This window comes from Corynebacterium sp. EPI-003-04-2554_SCH2473622, from assembly GCF_001665955.1.
In the GTDB taxonomy this organism is placed as follows: Bacteria; Actinomycetota; Actinomycetes; order Mycobacteriales; family Mycobacteriaceae; genus Corynebacterium; species Corynebacterium pseudodiphtheriticum.
The window spans coordinates 26165-41157 of record NZ_LZMN01000014.1; the positions used below are offsets into that span (position 1 = coordinate 26165).

The window sequence follows — 14993 nt, forward strand, 5'->3', positions numbered from 1 at the left end:
ATAGACATCATGAAACTCACAGTCCTTGGTTCCTCTGGATCGGTACCCTCGCCGGGCAACCCGGCTAGTGGCTATTTGCTGACGTTTAGTGATTCATCTGCGCCCTCGGTAGTAGTAGATTTCGGTTCTGGCGTGTTCGCTGCCCTGCAGGAGATTGCGGAACCCTCGGCGTGCCACTTAGTGATCAGCCATATGCATGCAGATCACTGCAGTGATTTTCCAGGGTTGATGGTTTGGCGACGTTTTCATCCCACTCGCAATGCGCACCGACGTCATCGCCTATTGGGTCCGAGCCATACGGTCACGCACCTGGGCCGGATGAGTGGGAATTTTCTGGACGAGGTAGATGATCTCTCAGATACTTTCGAGTTCACCGCTTTGCAACATGGTGTGCCGCAGGTTTTTGAGCAAGCTACGATCACCCCGTTTCGTACTGTGCACCCGACAGAGACGTTCGCATTGCGGATTGAAGATCACGTCAGTGGCAAGGTGATTGCCTATTCGGCTGATACTGCCTACACCGAGGACCTGGTGGAATGTGCACGTGGCGCAGAGTATTTCCTCTGCGAGGCTGCTTGGGGGGTGACCGCAGCCGATAAGATTTCTGGCATGCATATGTCTGGCGCTGATGCCGGGGTGCTGGCTTCGAAGGCCGGGGTGCGCAATTTGGTGCTGACACATTTACAGCCCTGGGGCGATAGCGCTGCCACAGTGCGGGCAGCCGAGAATCATTTTTCCGGTCGGGTGCATGTTGCACTGCCCGGTAATGAATACACAGTCTAAGTCAGCTGCACGTAGGTATGCTGGCAAGCATGTCTGATTTTCAGCGAGCTGATCAACGTGCCCTTGATGAACTCCGCCCGGTGCGCATCACCCGTGGTTTTACCTCCAACCCAGCTGGTTCCGTGTTGGTGGAATTCGGTAATACCCGCGTGATGTGTACAGCCTCAGTTTCAGAGGGTGTGCCGCGTTTCAAAAAATTCTCTGGCGAAGGTTGGCTGACTGCCGAATACGCCATGTTGCCTTCCGCTACCCACGAGCGCATGCCGCGCGAGTCCATGCGCGGCAAAGTTAAAGGCCGTACCCACGAGATTTCTCGCTTGGTGGGCCGTGCGCTGCGTGCCGCGGTGGATCTGGGCGAGTTGGGCGAAAACACCATCAACCTGGACTGCGATGTGCTGCAGGCTGATGGTGGTACCCGTACTGCCGCGATCACCGGCGCTTACGTGGCGCTTGCCGACGCCATCGCTGTGCTGCAAGAACAGGGAGTGGTGCCGGGCGAGCCGTTGCTGGATCCGATCGCTGCGATCTCCGTGGGCATCATCGACGGACACGTGTGCTTGGATCTGCCGTACGAGGAAGATTCTCGCGCGGAAGTTGACCTGAACGTGGTGATGGATGCGCACGGTGATTTCGTGGAGATCCAGGGCACTGGCGAAAATGGCGTCTTTGGCCGCGATGAGCTGGACGAGATGCTGGATGTGGCGCAAAAAGGTTGCTACGAGTTGATTGAGGCGCAACGTGCCGCTTTGGCGAAGCCGCTGTCTGGCGGCGCTGCTGCGCAGGATGGTGCCCGGGGAGGCGATGCCTAGTGCAGATCCTGGTTGCATCGAATAATCCCAAGAAACTCGCTGAGTTGCGCAAGATTGTTGCCGAGGCTCCGGAGTTGGCTGATCTGGCCGAGGTCGAGGTCATCGGCACCGCAGATGCCCCGGCTTACGAGGAACCGGTGGAAGACGGCCGCACTTTTGCAGATAACGCCCTGATCAAAGCCCGCGCCGGGGCGAAAAACACCGGCTTGGTCACCATCGCGGATGATTCTGGTTTGGCGGTTGACGAGCTTGCCGGGATGCCGGGGGTGTTGTCCGCGCGTTGGTGCGGCGAGCATGGCAATGATGCTGCGAATAATGCACTGCTCTTAGCGCAGCTTGCCGACGTCCCGGATGAGCGCCGCAGCTGTGCATTCGTGTCGGTGTGTGCGCTAGTTACTCCGGACGGAGCCGAACACGTGGTAGAAGGCCGCTGGGAAGGCCAGTTGTTGCGCAGCCCGCGTGGTGAAAATGGTTTCGGCTATGATCCGCTCTTCGTCCCGGAGGCAGAAATTGCCCAGGCCGGGGGCATCGAGCAGGCGCGCAGTTCCGCGCAGCTAAGCCCGGAAGAGAAAAATGCCGCCTCGCACCGGGGCAAGGCGTTGGCGCAGCTGGTGCCGACATTGGCCGAATTGCTGCGTTAAACAGTGACAGCTGCGAAAAACAGTGACACTGGCGCTAGCCGGTGACTCACAGTTTCCTGACTGTTACCGGACGTCGGCAAGCTGAAATTCAGTGGTAATTTCCTTGCGACGTTTGGCCTCCATCCAGAAGGAGAAAAACGGCACCACGCCGGATAAGGCAGTGCTGAGCCATTTCAGGGGCTCCCAGCGTGCCTTCAGCCCCAGGTTGATCACGCTGAGCACGAACCCGGCATAAACCCAACCGTGGGCGACGCCGATATAGCGGGCCCACACGGGGATCTCGAGGCCCAGGATGTATTCGCTGATCATGCGGCCGACCAAAAACAGCAAAAAGAAGCCGGTGATAAAGGCCAGCGCCGAGAAAATGGTTAGTGCGCTGCGCACGCGTTTTTGCCGCTCGGGGTGGATGGATTTCTGAGTACTCACTAGCTGTCCTTTTTCTGGGTTGGGTGCTGCTTACGTGCTTGCCGACGACGCGCTGCCGGGTCTGCCAGTTCGTTGAACGCCGCGACGTTGTCATTGCGTCGGGTGGGCAGGAAATCGTCGTCGATGGCAGTGACGGTTTGCTCTAGCTTGTGCCTGTCTGCGACATAAGGCTGGTTGCTTGTTTCGGGGTTGTTTTCTTCGGCCAGTTTCTCGTTTTCGTAGCGCAAAATCATGCGGTAGGCGAATACCGCGAAACCTGCGAACAAGGGCCATTGGAGTGCGTAACCGAGGTTTTGGAAGGTGCCGGAACCGGATTGGAATCGCGTCCATTGCCACCAGGCCAGCCCGAAGAAGCAGATGACGACGATAGCGAGCAGGACGAGGTGCCACCACCGCACGCGGATCGTGGCGCGTTTGTCATTCTGCGAGTCCTTCACGGCCTCAAGATTACCTAACTGGGGGCGAAAGTTGGCACTGGCGACGGTGTGCGCTAAACTATATTTTCGCAAGCGCCCGTGGCGGAATTGGCAGACGCGCTGGATTTAGGTTCCAGTGTCTTCGGACGTGTGAGTTCAAGTCTCACCGGGCGCACATTTTATACCCTCGCCACCAGGTTTTTCCAGGTAAGCGAGGGTTTCTTGATTTCTGGTTTGGGTTCGTGAGGGCTCGTTCTCGGTCAAAATGGGTCAAAAATGCCCGGGTTGAAACCTACCGTGGTCGACGCAGCACAGCGATGAGGAAATCAGAGTCAGTATCGAATGGTTCGATGTTGAAGCTAGATAGCAGGAGGTCTTGGGCGAAACCAGCCGCAGTACACGATTCGAGGAATTCGCTGAAGCCCCAACCACGGCCAGCACCAAATGCTAGTACTGCGCGACCGCCTGGCCGCAATGGCTCATAGAGATTCGCAATGGCGGTTTCCCGATCCGCTGGGTCAATGAAGCCGAGTACGTTACCGACGCTAAAAACGACGTCGAAGCTGCCGCGCATGTGCCCCAGCTCTGGCTGTTCGTACAACGTGGCAGAGCCTAGATCACCAACGTGCCATTCGGCGTCAGGGAAGTCGTGTTTGGCATGCTCAATCAGCACCGGGTCTAGGTCGATTCCGGCAACGGTGTGGCCGCGTGCGATCAGTGGCCCGCCGGCCCGGCCAGTACCGCAGCCTGCGTCGAGGATTTTGGCACTGCGTGGGCTCAATGCGTCGACAAAGCGGGCTTCGCCATCAATGTCTTTGCCTTCGGCGACGAAGCGTTTCCACCGGGCAGCGTAATTCTCAGAGTGTGACGGATTGTTGCGGGTGAGGTCATTCCAGGTAGGCATGGTTCCATTCTAGTTCGTCTGCGCGACCAAGTGGCCTGGCGTTCGTCTGCGCGACCAAGTGGCCTGGCGCGGCGGGGATTCCAAGCGCCCGGCGCCAACGCGGCTGGTTCAAGAGCTCTGCGTGGCGGGGATGGTTACTGTGCGATCAACTTGTTTATCCATCGCACGACAATGGAAGGGGCAAACCTGGCGGCGTAGCGCATGACTAACGACGGTAGCCCGACTGAGTACATGATGCGATGCCGGGTTAACCTGTTGGCGGAGTGCACGGCTTGCCAAATTTTGTCCGCTACCTGTTCTGGAGTTAGATGCACGCCTAAGCGTTTAATGGATTCCGCGTTACCGCTGGCCAGCTTTGTTTTTGCCCAGAGCGGCATGATGTTGAGTACACGTATCTCGTCTTTTTCCCATTCCAGCTCCAGCGCTTGGCTGAAGCCTTGGACATAAAATTTAGATGCCGAATACGGGGCGATGTGCGGTTGTCCGTAGATCGAGGATGCTGAGCCCATGTTTATGAGATGAGCTCCCGGGGTCTTCTTTAGGTATTGGTGTGCTGCGCGCGCTCCCAGGGTGACACCGGTGCAGTTGATGGTTACTTGGGCTGCGATCAGGTCAGGGTCTTGCTCAGTGATATCGCCGAAGCCGATCACGCCGGCGTTGTTGTCCAGGACGGTTAGTGTTCCGTCGGTATGAGCGGTGAAATGCGCCAATGCCTCGTCCCATTGTTCGGCGTCGGTGACATCCAGGTGGCCGGTGATGAGTTGTGGATATTCGGATTGGAATTCCGCCAGGCGCTCGTCGTCAATGTCGTAGGCGCCGACGACCCATCCTGCGTCGAGGAATTTCGTGGCGACAGCTTTGCCAATTCCGGTTGCGCCGCCGGAGACAAAAATGCTGCGTGGGGTCACGCGAATAGGGTGTTGGCCGGTTGCTAGGTGTGGTTGCGTGGAGTTCATGCTCATAGGCTACGCCACAATTTCCGGGCATGTGTTGCATTTAACACTTGTTGGTGGTTCCTAGGAGAACAGGGGCCTTGTTCTGGTTGCCGTCCTCAGGAGTGCTTGGGGTTACGCGCGCAAAGAAAATGCGTTTAAATGGGAAAGAAGTGCTCGCGGTGCTTCTGTTGATCTCAATCTGAGATGGCGACTTCCGAACACAGCAGACTTCCGAACACAGCAACTGAAAGGACGCGCACATGATTTTGCTCTCTATGGTGGGGATTCTCCTCGTACTGCTAATTTTGGTAGCTACGTCCTCCATATTTACTGTGCAAACCCGGCAGGCGGCTGTCATCGAGCGCATGGGCAAATTTCACCATGTTGCGCACGCCGGGCTGAATATCAAAATTCCTTTTGTCGACCGGGTGCGGGATCGGATCTCGTTGCAGGTGCAGCAACTTGATGTGATGGTCGAGACGAAAACCCAGGACAACGTCTTTGTGCAAATCCCCGTCGCGGTGCAGTACCAAGTCGTGGAAGGTCGCGAGCGCGAGGCCTACTACCTGCTGTCTAACCACGAGCAGCAAATCATCGCGTATGTGCAAGATAATGTGCGTTCTTCGGTGGCTGGGATGAAGCTGGATGAGTCGTTTTCCTCCAAAGACGATATTGCCCGCAATGTGGCGGAATCCTTGCGCGACAACATGGCGGAATATGGTTGGCACTTTGTCAATACCCTGGTCACGGATATCCGCCCAGATTCCAAGGTGCGTGATTCCATGAACGCCATCAACGCCGCCCAGCGCGAGCGCGATGCCGCGGTGTCGCAGGCAGAAGCCGAAAAGATCCGTGTGGTCAAGGAAGCTGAAGGAGCTGCGGAGGCCCGTCGTTTGCAGGGACGGGGTGTGGCGGATCAGCGTAAAGAAATTGTGGAAGGCATTGCTGCGCAGTATGAGCTGCTGCGTGAGGCGGGCATTGAGGAATCTCCGGAGGTACTCATGCTGGTTTCGCAGTATTTGGACGCAATGGTCGATGTTGCCGGTAATGGGGGCTCGAATGTGATGTTTATGCCTAATAACCCAGGTGGCATGGGCGAGCTTTTCGACGGCATGCGCAATGTGTTGTACTCAACTCAGCTCAGCTCTAGTAACAAGCCTGCGAACAAGAAAAAGGACTAACCCGTGCCTGACACGCCAGCACATTTTTCCCCAGAATTCAGGTCTAGCCGGGAGATCTCTCGGATCGACGCCCAGCATATTTGGCACCCATATGCTGCACCTGGCGAGCCAACGAGGGTGGTTCGCTCGACCGACGGTTGCTATTTGGAGCTTGCCGACGCCGTCACCACCGCAGCACCCGGCCCAGCGGTGGAAGCTTCAGTCGATCCGGAAAGCGCAGCACAACCAGATTCGCAGTGGGTGATCGACGGCATGAGTTCGTGGTGGGCTGCCTGCTTTGGTCATTCTCACCCGCGTTTGGTGGCGGCAGCGAAAAATCAGATTGATGCGATGAGTCACGTTATGTTCGGCGGCCTGACGCACCAACCAGCTGCGCAGCTAACAGAAAACTTGCTCGCGCTCACCGAAAACCGTTACCAGCAGGTGTTTTATTCGGATTCTGGGTCAGTTGCCGTGGAAGTTGCCATCAAAATGGCGCTGCAATACGCCCGTGGAGCGAGCCCGGCCGCAGATGAGGAAACCAGCCGCAACAAGCTGTTAACCTGGCGTTCTGGTTACCACGGCGACACTTTCCAGGCGATGAGCGTGTGCGATCCCGACGGCGGCATGCATTCCTTGTGGAGCGGAACGGTAAAAGAACAAATCTTTGTGCCCGCGCCCCCCACGCGGGGTACGAGCGCGCAAGAGCGAGAAGAGTACCTGCAGGTGGTAGAAAACGCCATGAATGGCGAGGTTGCCGCGATGATCATCGAGCCGGTGGTGCAAGGAGCCGGGGGCATGCGTTTTCATGATCACGAACTACTCGTAGGCATTCGCGAGTTGTGCAGCAAACACGGCATCGTGCTAATCGCCGATGAGATCGCCACCGGTTTTGGTCGTACTGGCGAGGTGTTTACCACCCATGCAGCGGGCATCACCCCGGATATTTTGTGCGTCGGCAAGGCTCTCACCGGTGGATTTATGTCCTTGGCAGCCACCTTGGCCACGAAAGAAGTCGCGGAGACCATGCAGCCTGCTGCGCTGATGCATGGCCCGACGTTCATGGCTAACCCGCTGGCTTGTGCAGTTGCCACCGAGGCGACAGCAATGATTCGGGAAGGCGAGTGGCGCAGCGACGTAGCACGGATTGAATCAGCACTCGTGGCGGGGTTGCACCCATTACGCGACAAGCCTGGCGTGGCTGATGTCCGGGTGCTCGGTGCGATCGGCGTAGTGGAAATGGATGCGGACGTCGACATGGCGCAAGCAACTGCTGCTGCGCTGTCTGCTGGGGTGTGGCTTCGCCCCTTCGGACGCCTGGTTTATACCATGCCACCGTATATCTGCAACGGTGATGAGCTGACTGCCATTTGCCAAGCCATCGCACGCATTGTTGAAGTCTGTGGCACCGGTGACGCACATGGCACCCGCGGCATTCGCGACACCGAGGCGCGAACAACCCAGCTGACGGAAACAACGCCAGCAACCACATCAACTACACGGACCACAGCAACCGCACCAACCACGCCAAAGGAAACCGCATGATCATTACCGGTACTGGAACCGGAGTGGGCAAAACCATCGCAGCCGCCACGCTCGGATGGGCTTGGCAGCAACCGGTGCTGAAGCCACTACAAACTGGTGACGACGATGACGCCGCCGTGGTCACCAAACTCACGGGCATTGCCGGTGACGTGTACCGGCGTTACCCAGACCCACTGGCACCAAACCTGGCAGCCAAGCGCGCCGGGCTCACGCAGGCAGACCGCGACGCAGTGGGCCAGTGGATCTCTGACTTCCGCGCGGAACACGGAATTTGTTTAGTGGAAGGCGCTGGAGGTTTGTTAGTGCGCTTAGGCAATGACCGCAATGGGCGGGAGTTTAGTGTGCTGGACCTGGCCAAAGACCTTGGGGAAAAGTTGGTGGTGGTGACGAGCACCGGCTTGGGCAGCTTGAACATGGCTGAGTTGACGGTGCGCACCGCAGAAGCCGCCGGGGTGGAAGTCGCCGGATTGATTGGTGGGAGCATGCCGGAGCAGCCAGATTTGGCAACGGAATTGAACGTGCAAGAATTGCCGCGGGTAACGGGCAAGCAATTGTGGTTTAGCCTGCCGGAAGCAATGGGGGAGTGCTCCCCAGAAGAGTTTCGCGAGCGCGTCGACAAGCTGGGGGTTCCGGCGTTTCATACGGTAGCCGGGCTACCAATGTTGGGGATGTAAAACAGTGCAGATTTCCATTGGGACGGACCTGGTTCATGTGCCCGGATTGCGTGAGCAATTAGAGATCCCTGGTTCACGTTTCCGTCGTGTATTCAGTGATTTTGAGTGGCGTAGCGCCCAGGCCAGCGCCCACGGGCAGTATGTGCACTTGGCGGGGCGGTGGGCCGCGAAAGAGGCTTTTTTGAAGGCCTGGGCGCAGGCTCGTTATGGCAGTGCGCCGTGGTTGCGGGAAGAAGACATCGATTGGTCGGCAATCACGGTGCGCCCGGACCGCTGGGGCAGGTTAGCACTGGATTTCGCCCCGGATTTGGCGCATGAGATCACGGCGGCGATCGGGCAGTTTCAGCACAGCATCAGCATCAGCCACGATGGTGATTACGCCACCGCGAGCTGCGTGCTCTATTACTAGCGTAAAACTCGTGTTTGCCCAGCGATTATTAGCAGCGCTATAGAGTGGCCACGCTGAATAGGTAGGCGACCAGCATCCGTTTGGTTTCGTCGACGGTGCGGGAAAAAGCTTTGGCATCGTCACTTTGTACACCAAAATTCATCAGGGAGACCACGGTGTGCACGAGCAGCCCGGCCATCTCATGGCGGGCCGTTTCCCCCATTTCTGGTGCCAGCGGGCGCAGGGCTTGTGCGATAATCGCCAGCATTTCTTGCTGGGTATCCGCGGCTGTGGCACGCGTAGCCGGCGTGGACTGGATGGCGTGCCAGACAGCACGGCGGGAGGGATCTTCACTCCACATATGTGCGAGGTGGTCAATGAAACCTTCCAACACCTCGGGCCATTGTGGAGCGGGGATTTGTGCAGAAAATGATTGCAGAGCACCAACGGTTTCTGCGGTGTCGACGCGATCAAGTTCGCAGATCATTGCGTATTTATTGGCAAAGAATTGGTAGATCGTGCCGATGGGTACCTCGGCACGGCGGGCGACTTCATCGAAAGTGAAGGACTCGAAACCGACGTCGACAAGCACAGCCCGTGCGGCCTGCAAAATGCGATGGAAACGCTCCCGGCTGCGTGCTTGCGACGGCCGACGCCGTGGCACCAGAATCTCTGACATCGGCTTCTACGCCCTGACTTGTCTACTACGTGAGTTTTTAGTGTTTGCTTAACAGAACCAGCGATGTGGCGCCGTTTAGCTTTCCAGCTTTGGCAAATCACGCACTACGCGCGCAACGTGGCCCGTGGCCTTGACGTTGTACTGAGCGAGTGCCACAGCACCGTTGTTGATGAGGAAGGTGGAACGGATAACGCCCTGCACCTTCTTGCCGTAGTTGTTTTTCTCGCCGAAAGCGCCGTAGGCTTCCATGACTTTCTTGTCGACGTCGGAAAGCAACGGGAAATTCAGGTCGTGGTCTTTTTTAAACTGCGCGAGTTTTTCTGGCTTGTCCGGTGAGATACCAACGACGTCGATGCCCAGATCATTGAGCTGGCTCAAGGAGTCGCGGAAATCGCAGGCTTGTTTTGTACAACCTGGGGTATTGGCCTTGGGGTAGAAATAGACCAGTACGCGCGAGTAATCCGATAGTTTCGTGGTGCCGCCCTCGTCGTTAGGCAGCTCGAAATCGGGTGCAGCATCTCCTACGCCAAGTTGAATATTGCTCATACCTAACACCATACCGGCTTGGCAGGCCGCCGGGTAGGCGTGCAAGGGTAGTCTGACGTAGACTAGCTAACACAATTGCCAGGAAACTGTGAGCATCGCACCGGTGTTGTGAACCGGCGTATCGCACCGGCTCAGCGAACCGGTGTCGTGAACCGGTGCGGCGAACTAGGGCAGTGAATAAAACGTTGTGAATAAAACGCAGTGAATAATTAGGAGAGTCCACGTGGCACGGAAAATTGACGATATTCAGCGTGACATTGAACGCACCCGTAAGCAGCTGGCGGGAACGCTTGACGAGCTTGCGCAGCGCACCAAACCTGGCAACTTAGTCAACGATGCCAAGTCCAACCTCCTGGAAAAGCTGCAAGACCCGCAGGTGCAGAAGATCTTGGCTGGTGTGGGTGCCGTTGTGGCTGCTGGCATCGCATTCAACGTGTTCAAGGGGCGTCAGCGCAAGAATGACATTCAAGAGCTTAAGCGCATGATTGTGGAACACGACGTATAAAACCTTAGGTTTTATACGTCGTGTTGGTGAAAATCGGCGTTAGTCGATGATTTCTGCACCCGCGTTGCGCATCTCTTCGATAGCGCTGCGTTCTGTGTCTTCCGCTACCGGTGAACACAGCTCACGTAGCACGCGCACGCGGGCTTTTGTCTGTGTGCAGGCATCCAGTACCGTTGCGCGTACGCAATAATCCGTGGCAATACCGACGACGTCGACCTGCGCGATGTCACGTTCGTTCAGCCAATCGGCCAACCCGGTGCCACTAGCGCTCGTAGTCTCAAAACCGGAATACGCCGCGGTGTATTCGCCTTTGCGGAAGGTCTCGTCGAATTTCATCTCCGCTACTGCCGGGTGCAACTGTGCGCCATGGGAATCCGCCACGCAGTGCACCGGCCAGGTAGTAGTGAAATTCGGTTCTTCGCCTTCTGGGGCAAAATGCGAGCCTGGAGCAATGTGCCAGTCCATGGTCGCTACGACATAGTCATAATCGTCGGTGGCCAGTGTGCCAATGTGCTCGGCGACTTCGTTGCCCCGCGCAGTACCCAAAGAACCGCCTGGACAGAAGTCATTTTGCACGTCCACCACTATCAGGGCAGTGCGGTTTTGCTTAGTGTTGTTGCTCATAGTTTCTCAGTCTAGTATTCCCCGGGTGTTTGCCCGCCTGTAGTGGGGCGTATTCTGGCACGAGATTTTTGCCGATTCAGTAGATTTAATTTATCCAGGAGAGTGATTGTGAAAGCACCAATTTCTTCCTACCTCGACACCATCCTGGACGAGGTTCGCTACCAAGACGCGGGTTCTAATGCCGACTATATTCCTGAACTGGCGAATAAAGACCCAAATTCCTTGGGTGCGGCGATGTGTACCACCTCAGGGCATATCTATAGCGCCGGTGATGCCGAGGTGGAATTCAGCATCCAATCGATCTCTAAGCCGTTTATTTATGCGATGGCTGTGCAAGAGCATGGCATCGACGTGGTCAGTGAGATCGTCGGCATGGAACCGTCGGGTGAAGCGTTCAATGAGCTTTCCCTGGACCGGGAAGGCCACCGCCCGGTAAACCCGATGATCAACGCGGGCGCGATTGCCGTGACCCAGTTGATCGGCGGGACTGGCGCTACGGTGGAAGACCGGATTGAAATGATCCGCGCTTTCTTGTCTGAGATGGCCTGCCGCCAGCTGCGGGTGGACTATGATCTCTGCGATTCCGAGCTGCAATATGCTGACCGTAACTTGTCATTGGCACACATGCTGCGCAATTACGACATTATTCAGGACGACGCCCACGATGCCGTCGTTAGTTACACCGCGCAATGCTCGGTCATGGTGACGACCCGCGATTTGGCCTTCATGTCCGCAGTGTTAGCCAATGGTGGCGTGCATCCGCTGAACGGCAAGCGTGTCCTGGAGCCAGATGTCTGCCGCTTAACCTTGGCTGTGATGAGCTCAGCGGGAATGTATGACCAGGCTGGGCGTTGGATGGCGCATGTGGGCATTCCCGCAAAATCTGGTGTTTCGGGTGGTTTGCTGGGTACTTTGCCTGGGCAGTTGGGCTTTGCCTCATATTCTCCGCGCTTGAATGAATACGGTAATTCTGTTCGTGGCGTCCGTATTTTTAAACTGCTTTCGAAAGACATGGGCTTGCACTTGATGGCAGCGGATGACCGCGCCGGAGTGGATGCGGTGCGCTCGATCGTGACCTACCAGGAAGACACCGTCGTCACGTTGCAGGGCATGATTAACTTCAACTCTGCAGAATCCATCTTGTACGAGTTGTCGCAGCACGAGATTTCCGGGGACCACGTTATTTTCGATATGACGCGCGTGTCGGGTATTCGCCGCATGGGCCGGTTCTTGCTCAAAGAAGGTATGCACCTGCTGGAAGAAAAAGGTTTCCGAATCTCGATTGTGGACCCAGACGATCATGTGCCGGATTACCGCACGGTGGATGGCACGGAGATTCATGTCAATGAGCAGGAATCTGCGCCGTTTGCTACTGAGCGGGAAGACGATCGTTATCATGACGACGATTGCCCGGACCCAGACGAAGGACCGCAGCCTCCCGCCTGGGAAGGCTAATGTGTGTTGGGTCACTAATTCTTTGCTGGTGTGGTGCAAAGCAGCCCACACTAGGAGTGAACATAATGCCCGAACAGCAGCCCCAGCAGCTCGTGCAGCAAGAAATTGCTGACAATTTGGCAATAATTACGCTGCATAACCCAGATAAACGCAATGCTCTTACGCACACCGCTTTCGGGGAGGTTGCGAAATCCATCACGGATGCAGCAGCCGAAGGGTCTGTTCGTGCCATTGTGATTACCGGTGCTGGAGCGCATTTTTGCTCCGGGTTGGATTTGACCGCAGGGGAATCTCTGACTGGTGCTAGTGACGAACAAATCCAGACGTCCATGGGGGAGCTCAATGCCATGATCCGAGCCGTCGTTGAGGCCGAGGTGCCGGTCATTGCAGCGGTGGAAGGCGCTGCCGCCGGGGTGGGGGCGTCGTTGGCTTTAGCTTGCGACTTAGTGGTAGCAGCCCAGAGTGCGTTTTTCGTGCTGCCCTTCGGTCGGATTGGTTTGCTTCCCGACGGTGGCGTGATGCAAACACTGTCGGCGTCTTTGGGGCGTGCGGTGACGATGCGCATGGCCTTGTTGCAGCAGCCTTTGCCGGCGCCTGCTGCCCAGAGCGCCGGTTTGCTAGCGGAGCTTGCCGACGATGGCGCTGCCTCGGCCGTGGCCCGTGAATGCGCGGCAGTGCTGTACAACTCTTCGCCGGAAGCGCTGGCTGCTACTAAGCGCGGAGTGAATGCGGCTTGCCTGGGGCAGTTGTCGCAAGCGTTGGAGGATGAGGCGGTCCAGCAGCCGAAGTTGCTGCGCACTGACGGCCACCGCGAGGGGGTGCAGGCTTTCGTGGAGCGTCGTGCGCCCAGGTTTTAGCTACTATGGCTAGTAACCTGGGCACGACCGTAAGTAACCCCTGCCACGGCGACCAGTGGGATAAGCACCCACGCGCTGGCACCTGTAATTAGTACGGCACTAGCGCAGATTGCCGTCATGAGATAAATATAGCGATCCATGGTGAAAATTCCTTTGCTAGGATAAAAGGTGCCCGGGCCGTATTCCCGGACATCCCGACCCTTAGGGGTTTATCTAAGGTTACTTCTTTCGCTTGTCTAGGTTACGGTATCCGACTACCGCAGCTATTAGGCTAGCGATTGAAGCTATTAACTTTGCAAGTGCCTTACTGTTATTAATCGGCTTAAACAACATATTTTGTTGTTTAACCCTCGCATACCCCGCGCAGGAGAAAGTGCACTGGAAAGCGAAGAAGCAGGTCAAGTGATTGAATTCACAACCGCTTGACCTGCTTGTATTGTGCGCCATCAGGGAATCGAACCCCGAACCCACTGTTTAATGATGGTAGCCTAACTAACTGCTAAGATATCCCGTGTTAGCAAGTAATAATCACAATGATGTCATTGACTCATTCAAGGAATTTCAGGTTGCCGGGGGTAGGGCGCGCGGCACGATCAGCCTTAGAGCTTCACATGTACGGCGTTGCCTTGAATTTTCCAATAAGCCAATAACATCGCTTGAGCCTAGCGACCTTGTGAGATGGCTAGCTTCCCTTGACGTAGGGCCATCTGCTAAACGCTCGGCACGTGCTTCGCTAAGGGCGTTCTTTTCATGGTGCGTAGATGATGGCCTGCTAGAGACTAATCCTGCTGCTAAACTTCCGGCGGTTGCTATACCTCGTGCCACACCGCGCCCAATGCCAGACGCACTAATTGCAGATGCACTACAAGCAGCACCCCATGACGTAAGGCTTGCAATCGAAATCATGGCAGTCTGTGGACTTCGACGCGCTGAATGCGCGTGCGTGCATGCGCGTGATGTCGAGCCGGTAGGCAAGGGGTGGACGCTAAGGGTAAAGGGGAAAGGCGGGCACATACGGCGGGTTCCGTGCCCAGCGCGTTTAGCACGACGGATTAGTGGAGCGGGTGCGTGGCTTTTTCCTGGCGATGACCACGGGCATATATCACCAGCATGGCTAGGCAAAAGGGTAACCCGCTATCTGCCAGAGGGCTGGACTCCGCATAAGCTTCGGCACCGGTTTGCATCAACAGCATATTCGGACGGCGGGCGTGATCTGCGAGCGGTTCAGCTTGCCCTAGGTCATGCGTCGATAGCGACCACTCAGATCTACGTATCTACTAGTGACGACCAGGTCGAGTCGGCGGCGAGGGCAGCGTGGACTATCGCGGGCTAGCTATGAGTCGTCGCCAGTGATAATGCATGTCATGTGGTGGCGTGTAATTTTTCGCGTAACGTGTAAACGTCCACCAATAGGCGAATAGAGAAACCTAGTACCGTATAAGCGTCTTACCGGGTCGGAATTATCACGACCGTCGTCGATAGAAAAGGCTATCGAATCCTCGATCGGGTTAAACAGCCGCTTGAATGCAAGCTTTTCAAGCGGCTTTTTAATTTGGTCTTCCTTTTCGTCGCTTATGGTGATTTCTCTCGGTGCGTGCTGCTGGGCTTGTAGCAGTTGAGTAGCATTGCGTAGAAAACTGTCGGGC

General features: G+C 56.6%; 19 protein-coding genes and 1 tRNA gene. 12 read left to right on the forward strand and 8 right to left on the reverse strand.

The window, feature by feature from the left end; all coding sequences use genetic code 11:
* Positions 1–9 precede the first annotated feature (9 nt).
* The 3 genes from A5774_RS01350 to A5774_RS01360 are packed head-to-tail and all read left to right on the forward strand — an operon-like array spanning position 10 to position 2233.
* Positions 10–783, forward strand: coding sequence for an MBL fold metallo-hydrolase (locus A5774_RS01350; protein WP_064833094.1), 774 nt, complete (start codon positions 10–12; stop codon positions 781–783).
* A gap of 29 nt (positions 784–812) precedes the next feature.
* Positions 813–1592, forward strand: coding sequence for a ribonuclease PH (rph, locus tag A5774_RS01355; RefSeq protein WP_064833095.1), 780 nt, complete (start codon positions 813–815; stop codon positions 1590–1592).
* Positions 1592–2233, forward strand: a complete 642-nt coding sequence (locus A5774_RS01360) for a non-canonical purine NTP pyrophosphatase (protein WP_064833096.1) — start codon at positions 1592–1594, stop codon at positions 2231–2233. The genes rph and A5774_RS01360 overlap by 1 nt, the downstream gene beginning before the upstream one ends.
* Positions 2234–2296: 63 nt before the next feature.
* Here the strand turns inward: A5774_RS01360 and A5774_RS01365 are convergent, their stop codons facing one another.
* A complete protein-coding gene (locus A5774_RS01365) occupies positions 2297–2659 on the reverse strand; it encodes a DUF3817 domain-containing protein (protein WP_021354068.1) in 363 nt (120 codons plus the stop codon).
* Positions 2659–3096: a hypothetical protein gene (locus A5774_RS01370; protein WP_064833102.1), complete on the reverse strand. Its 438-nt coding sequence runs from the start codon at positions 3094–3096 to the stop codon at positions 2659–2661. The genes A5774_RS01365 and A5774_RS01370 overlap by 1 nt, the downstream gene beginning before the upstream one ends.
* A gap of 72 nt (positions 3097–3168) precedes the next feature.
* Between A5774_RS01370 and A5774_RS01375 the strand changes: the two genes are divergently transcribed.
* Positions 3169–3250: transfer RNA gene (locus A5774_RS01375), tRNA-Leu, on the forward strand.
* A gap of 117 nt (positions 3251–3367) precedes the next feature.
* On the opposite strand, the gene A5774_RS01380 is transcribed toward A5774_RS01375, so the two are convergent.
* Both A5774_RS01380 and A5774_RS01385 read right to left on the reverse strand, forming a co-directional pair.
* A complete protein-coding gene (locus A5774_RS01380; RefSeq protein WP_021354069.1) occupies positions 3368–3979 on the reverse strand; it encodes a class I SAM-dependent methyltransferase in 612 nt (203 codons plus the stop codon).
* Between the two features lie 134 nt (positions 3980–4113).
* Entirely contained in the window at positions 4114–4935 is an 822-nt protein-coding gene (locus tag A5774_RS01385; protein WP_064833103.1) for an SDR family oxidoreductase, read from the reverse strand.
* A gap of 239 nt (positions 4936–5174) precedes the next feature.
* On the opposite strand from A5774_RS01385, the gene A5774_RS01390 reads away from it, so the two are divergent.
* The 4 genes from A5774_RS01390 to A5774_RS01405 are packed head-to-tail and all read left to right on the forward strand — an operon-like array spanning position 5175 to position 8702.
* Positions 5175–6095: an SPFH domain-containing protein gene (locus A5774_RS01390; protein WP_021354072.1), complete on the forward strand. Its 921-nt coding sequence runs from the start codon at positions 5175–5177 to the stop codon at positions 6093–6095.
* Positions 6096–6098: 3 nt separating this feature from the next.
* Entirely contained in the window at positions 6099–7619 is a 1521-nt protein-coding gene (locus A5774_RS01395) for an adenosylmethionine--8-amino-7-oxononanoate transaminase (protein WP_082936044.1), read from the forward strand.
* Complete coding sequence (gene bioD, locus A5774_RS01400) at positions 7616–8293, forward strand: ATP-dependent dethiobiotin synthetase BioD (RefSeq protein ID WP_021354074.1); 678 nt, start codon at positions 7616–7618, stop codon at positions 8291–8293. Before A5774_RS01395 ends, bioD begins: the two co-directional genes overlap by 4 nt.
* A gap of 4 nt (positions 8294–8297) precedes the next feature.
* Positions 8298–8702, forward strand: a complete 405-nt coding sequence (locus A5774_RS01405) for a holo-ACP synthase (protein WP_023018320.1) — start codon at positions 8298–8300, stop codon at positions 8700–8702.
* A gap of 37 nt (positions 8703–8739) precedes the next feature.
* Here A5774_RS01405 and A5774_RS01410 read toward each other — a convergent pair whose 3' ends face one another.
* Complete coding sequence (locus A5774_RS01410) at positions 8740–9360, reverse strand: TetR/AcrR family transcriptional regulator (RefSeq protein ID WP_021354076.1); 621 nt, start codon at positions 9358–9360, stop codon at positions 8740–8742.
* 75 nt (positions 9361–9435) lie between these two features.
* The gene (gene bcp / locus A5774_RS01415) at positions 9436–9906 is read right to left on the reverse strand and encodes a thioredoxin-dependent thiol peroxidase (RefSeq protein ID WP_064833097.1); all 471 of its coding nucleotides are present in this window, start codon (positions 9904–9906) and stop codon (positions 9436–9438) included.
* 223 nt (positions 9907–10129) lie between these two features.
* On the opposite strand from bcp, the gene A5774_RS01420 reads away from it, so the two are divergent.
* Entirely contained in the window at positions 10130–10411 is a 282-nt protein-coding gene (locus A5774_RS01420; protein ID WP_021354079.1) for a DUF3618 domain-containing protein, read from the forward strand.
* 39 nt (positions 10412–10450) lie between these two features.
* Here the strand turns inward: A5774_RS01420 and A5774_RS01425 are convergent, their stop codons facing one another.
* Positions 10451–11035, reverse strand: a complete 585-nt coding sequence (locus tag A5774_RS01425) for a nicotinamidase (RefSeq protein ID WP_064833098.1) — start codon at positions 11033–11035, stop codon at positions 10451–10453.
* A gap of 108 nt (positions 11036–11143) precedes the next feature.
* On the opposite strand from A5774_RS01425, the gene A5774_RS01430 reads away from it, so the two are divergent.
* From A5774_RS01430 to A5774_RS11625, 3 genes are all read left to right on the forward strand, one after another.
* Positions 11144–12490 carry a glutaminase gene (locus A5774_RS01430; protein WP_021354081.1) on the forward strand — a complete coding sequence of 449 codons (1347 nt, stop codon included), beginning with the start codon at positions 11144–11146 and terminating at the stop codon, positions 12488–12490.
* 65 nt (positions 12491–12555) lie between these two features.
* The gene (locus A5774_RS01435) at positions 12556–13347 is read left to right on the forward strand and encodes an enoyl-CoA hydratase-related protein (protein WP_064833099.1); all 792 of its coding nucleotides are present in this window, start codon (positions 12556–12558) and stop codon (positions 13345–13347) included.
* A gap of 835 nt (positions 13348–14182) precedes the next feature.
* Positions 14183–14680, forward strand: coding sequence for a tyrosine-type recombinase/integrase (locus tag A5774_RS11625; protein WP_255364698.1), 498 nt, complete (start codon positions 14183–14185; stop codon positions 14678–14680).
* Here A5774_RS11625 and A5774_RS11630 read toward each other — a convergent pair.
* The coding region (locus A5774_RS11630) for a hypothetical protein (RefSeq protein ID WP_231892302.1) at positions 14681–14993 on the reverse strand (313 nt) is incomplete at its 5' end.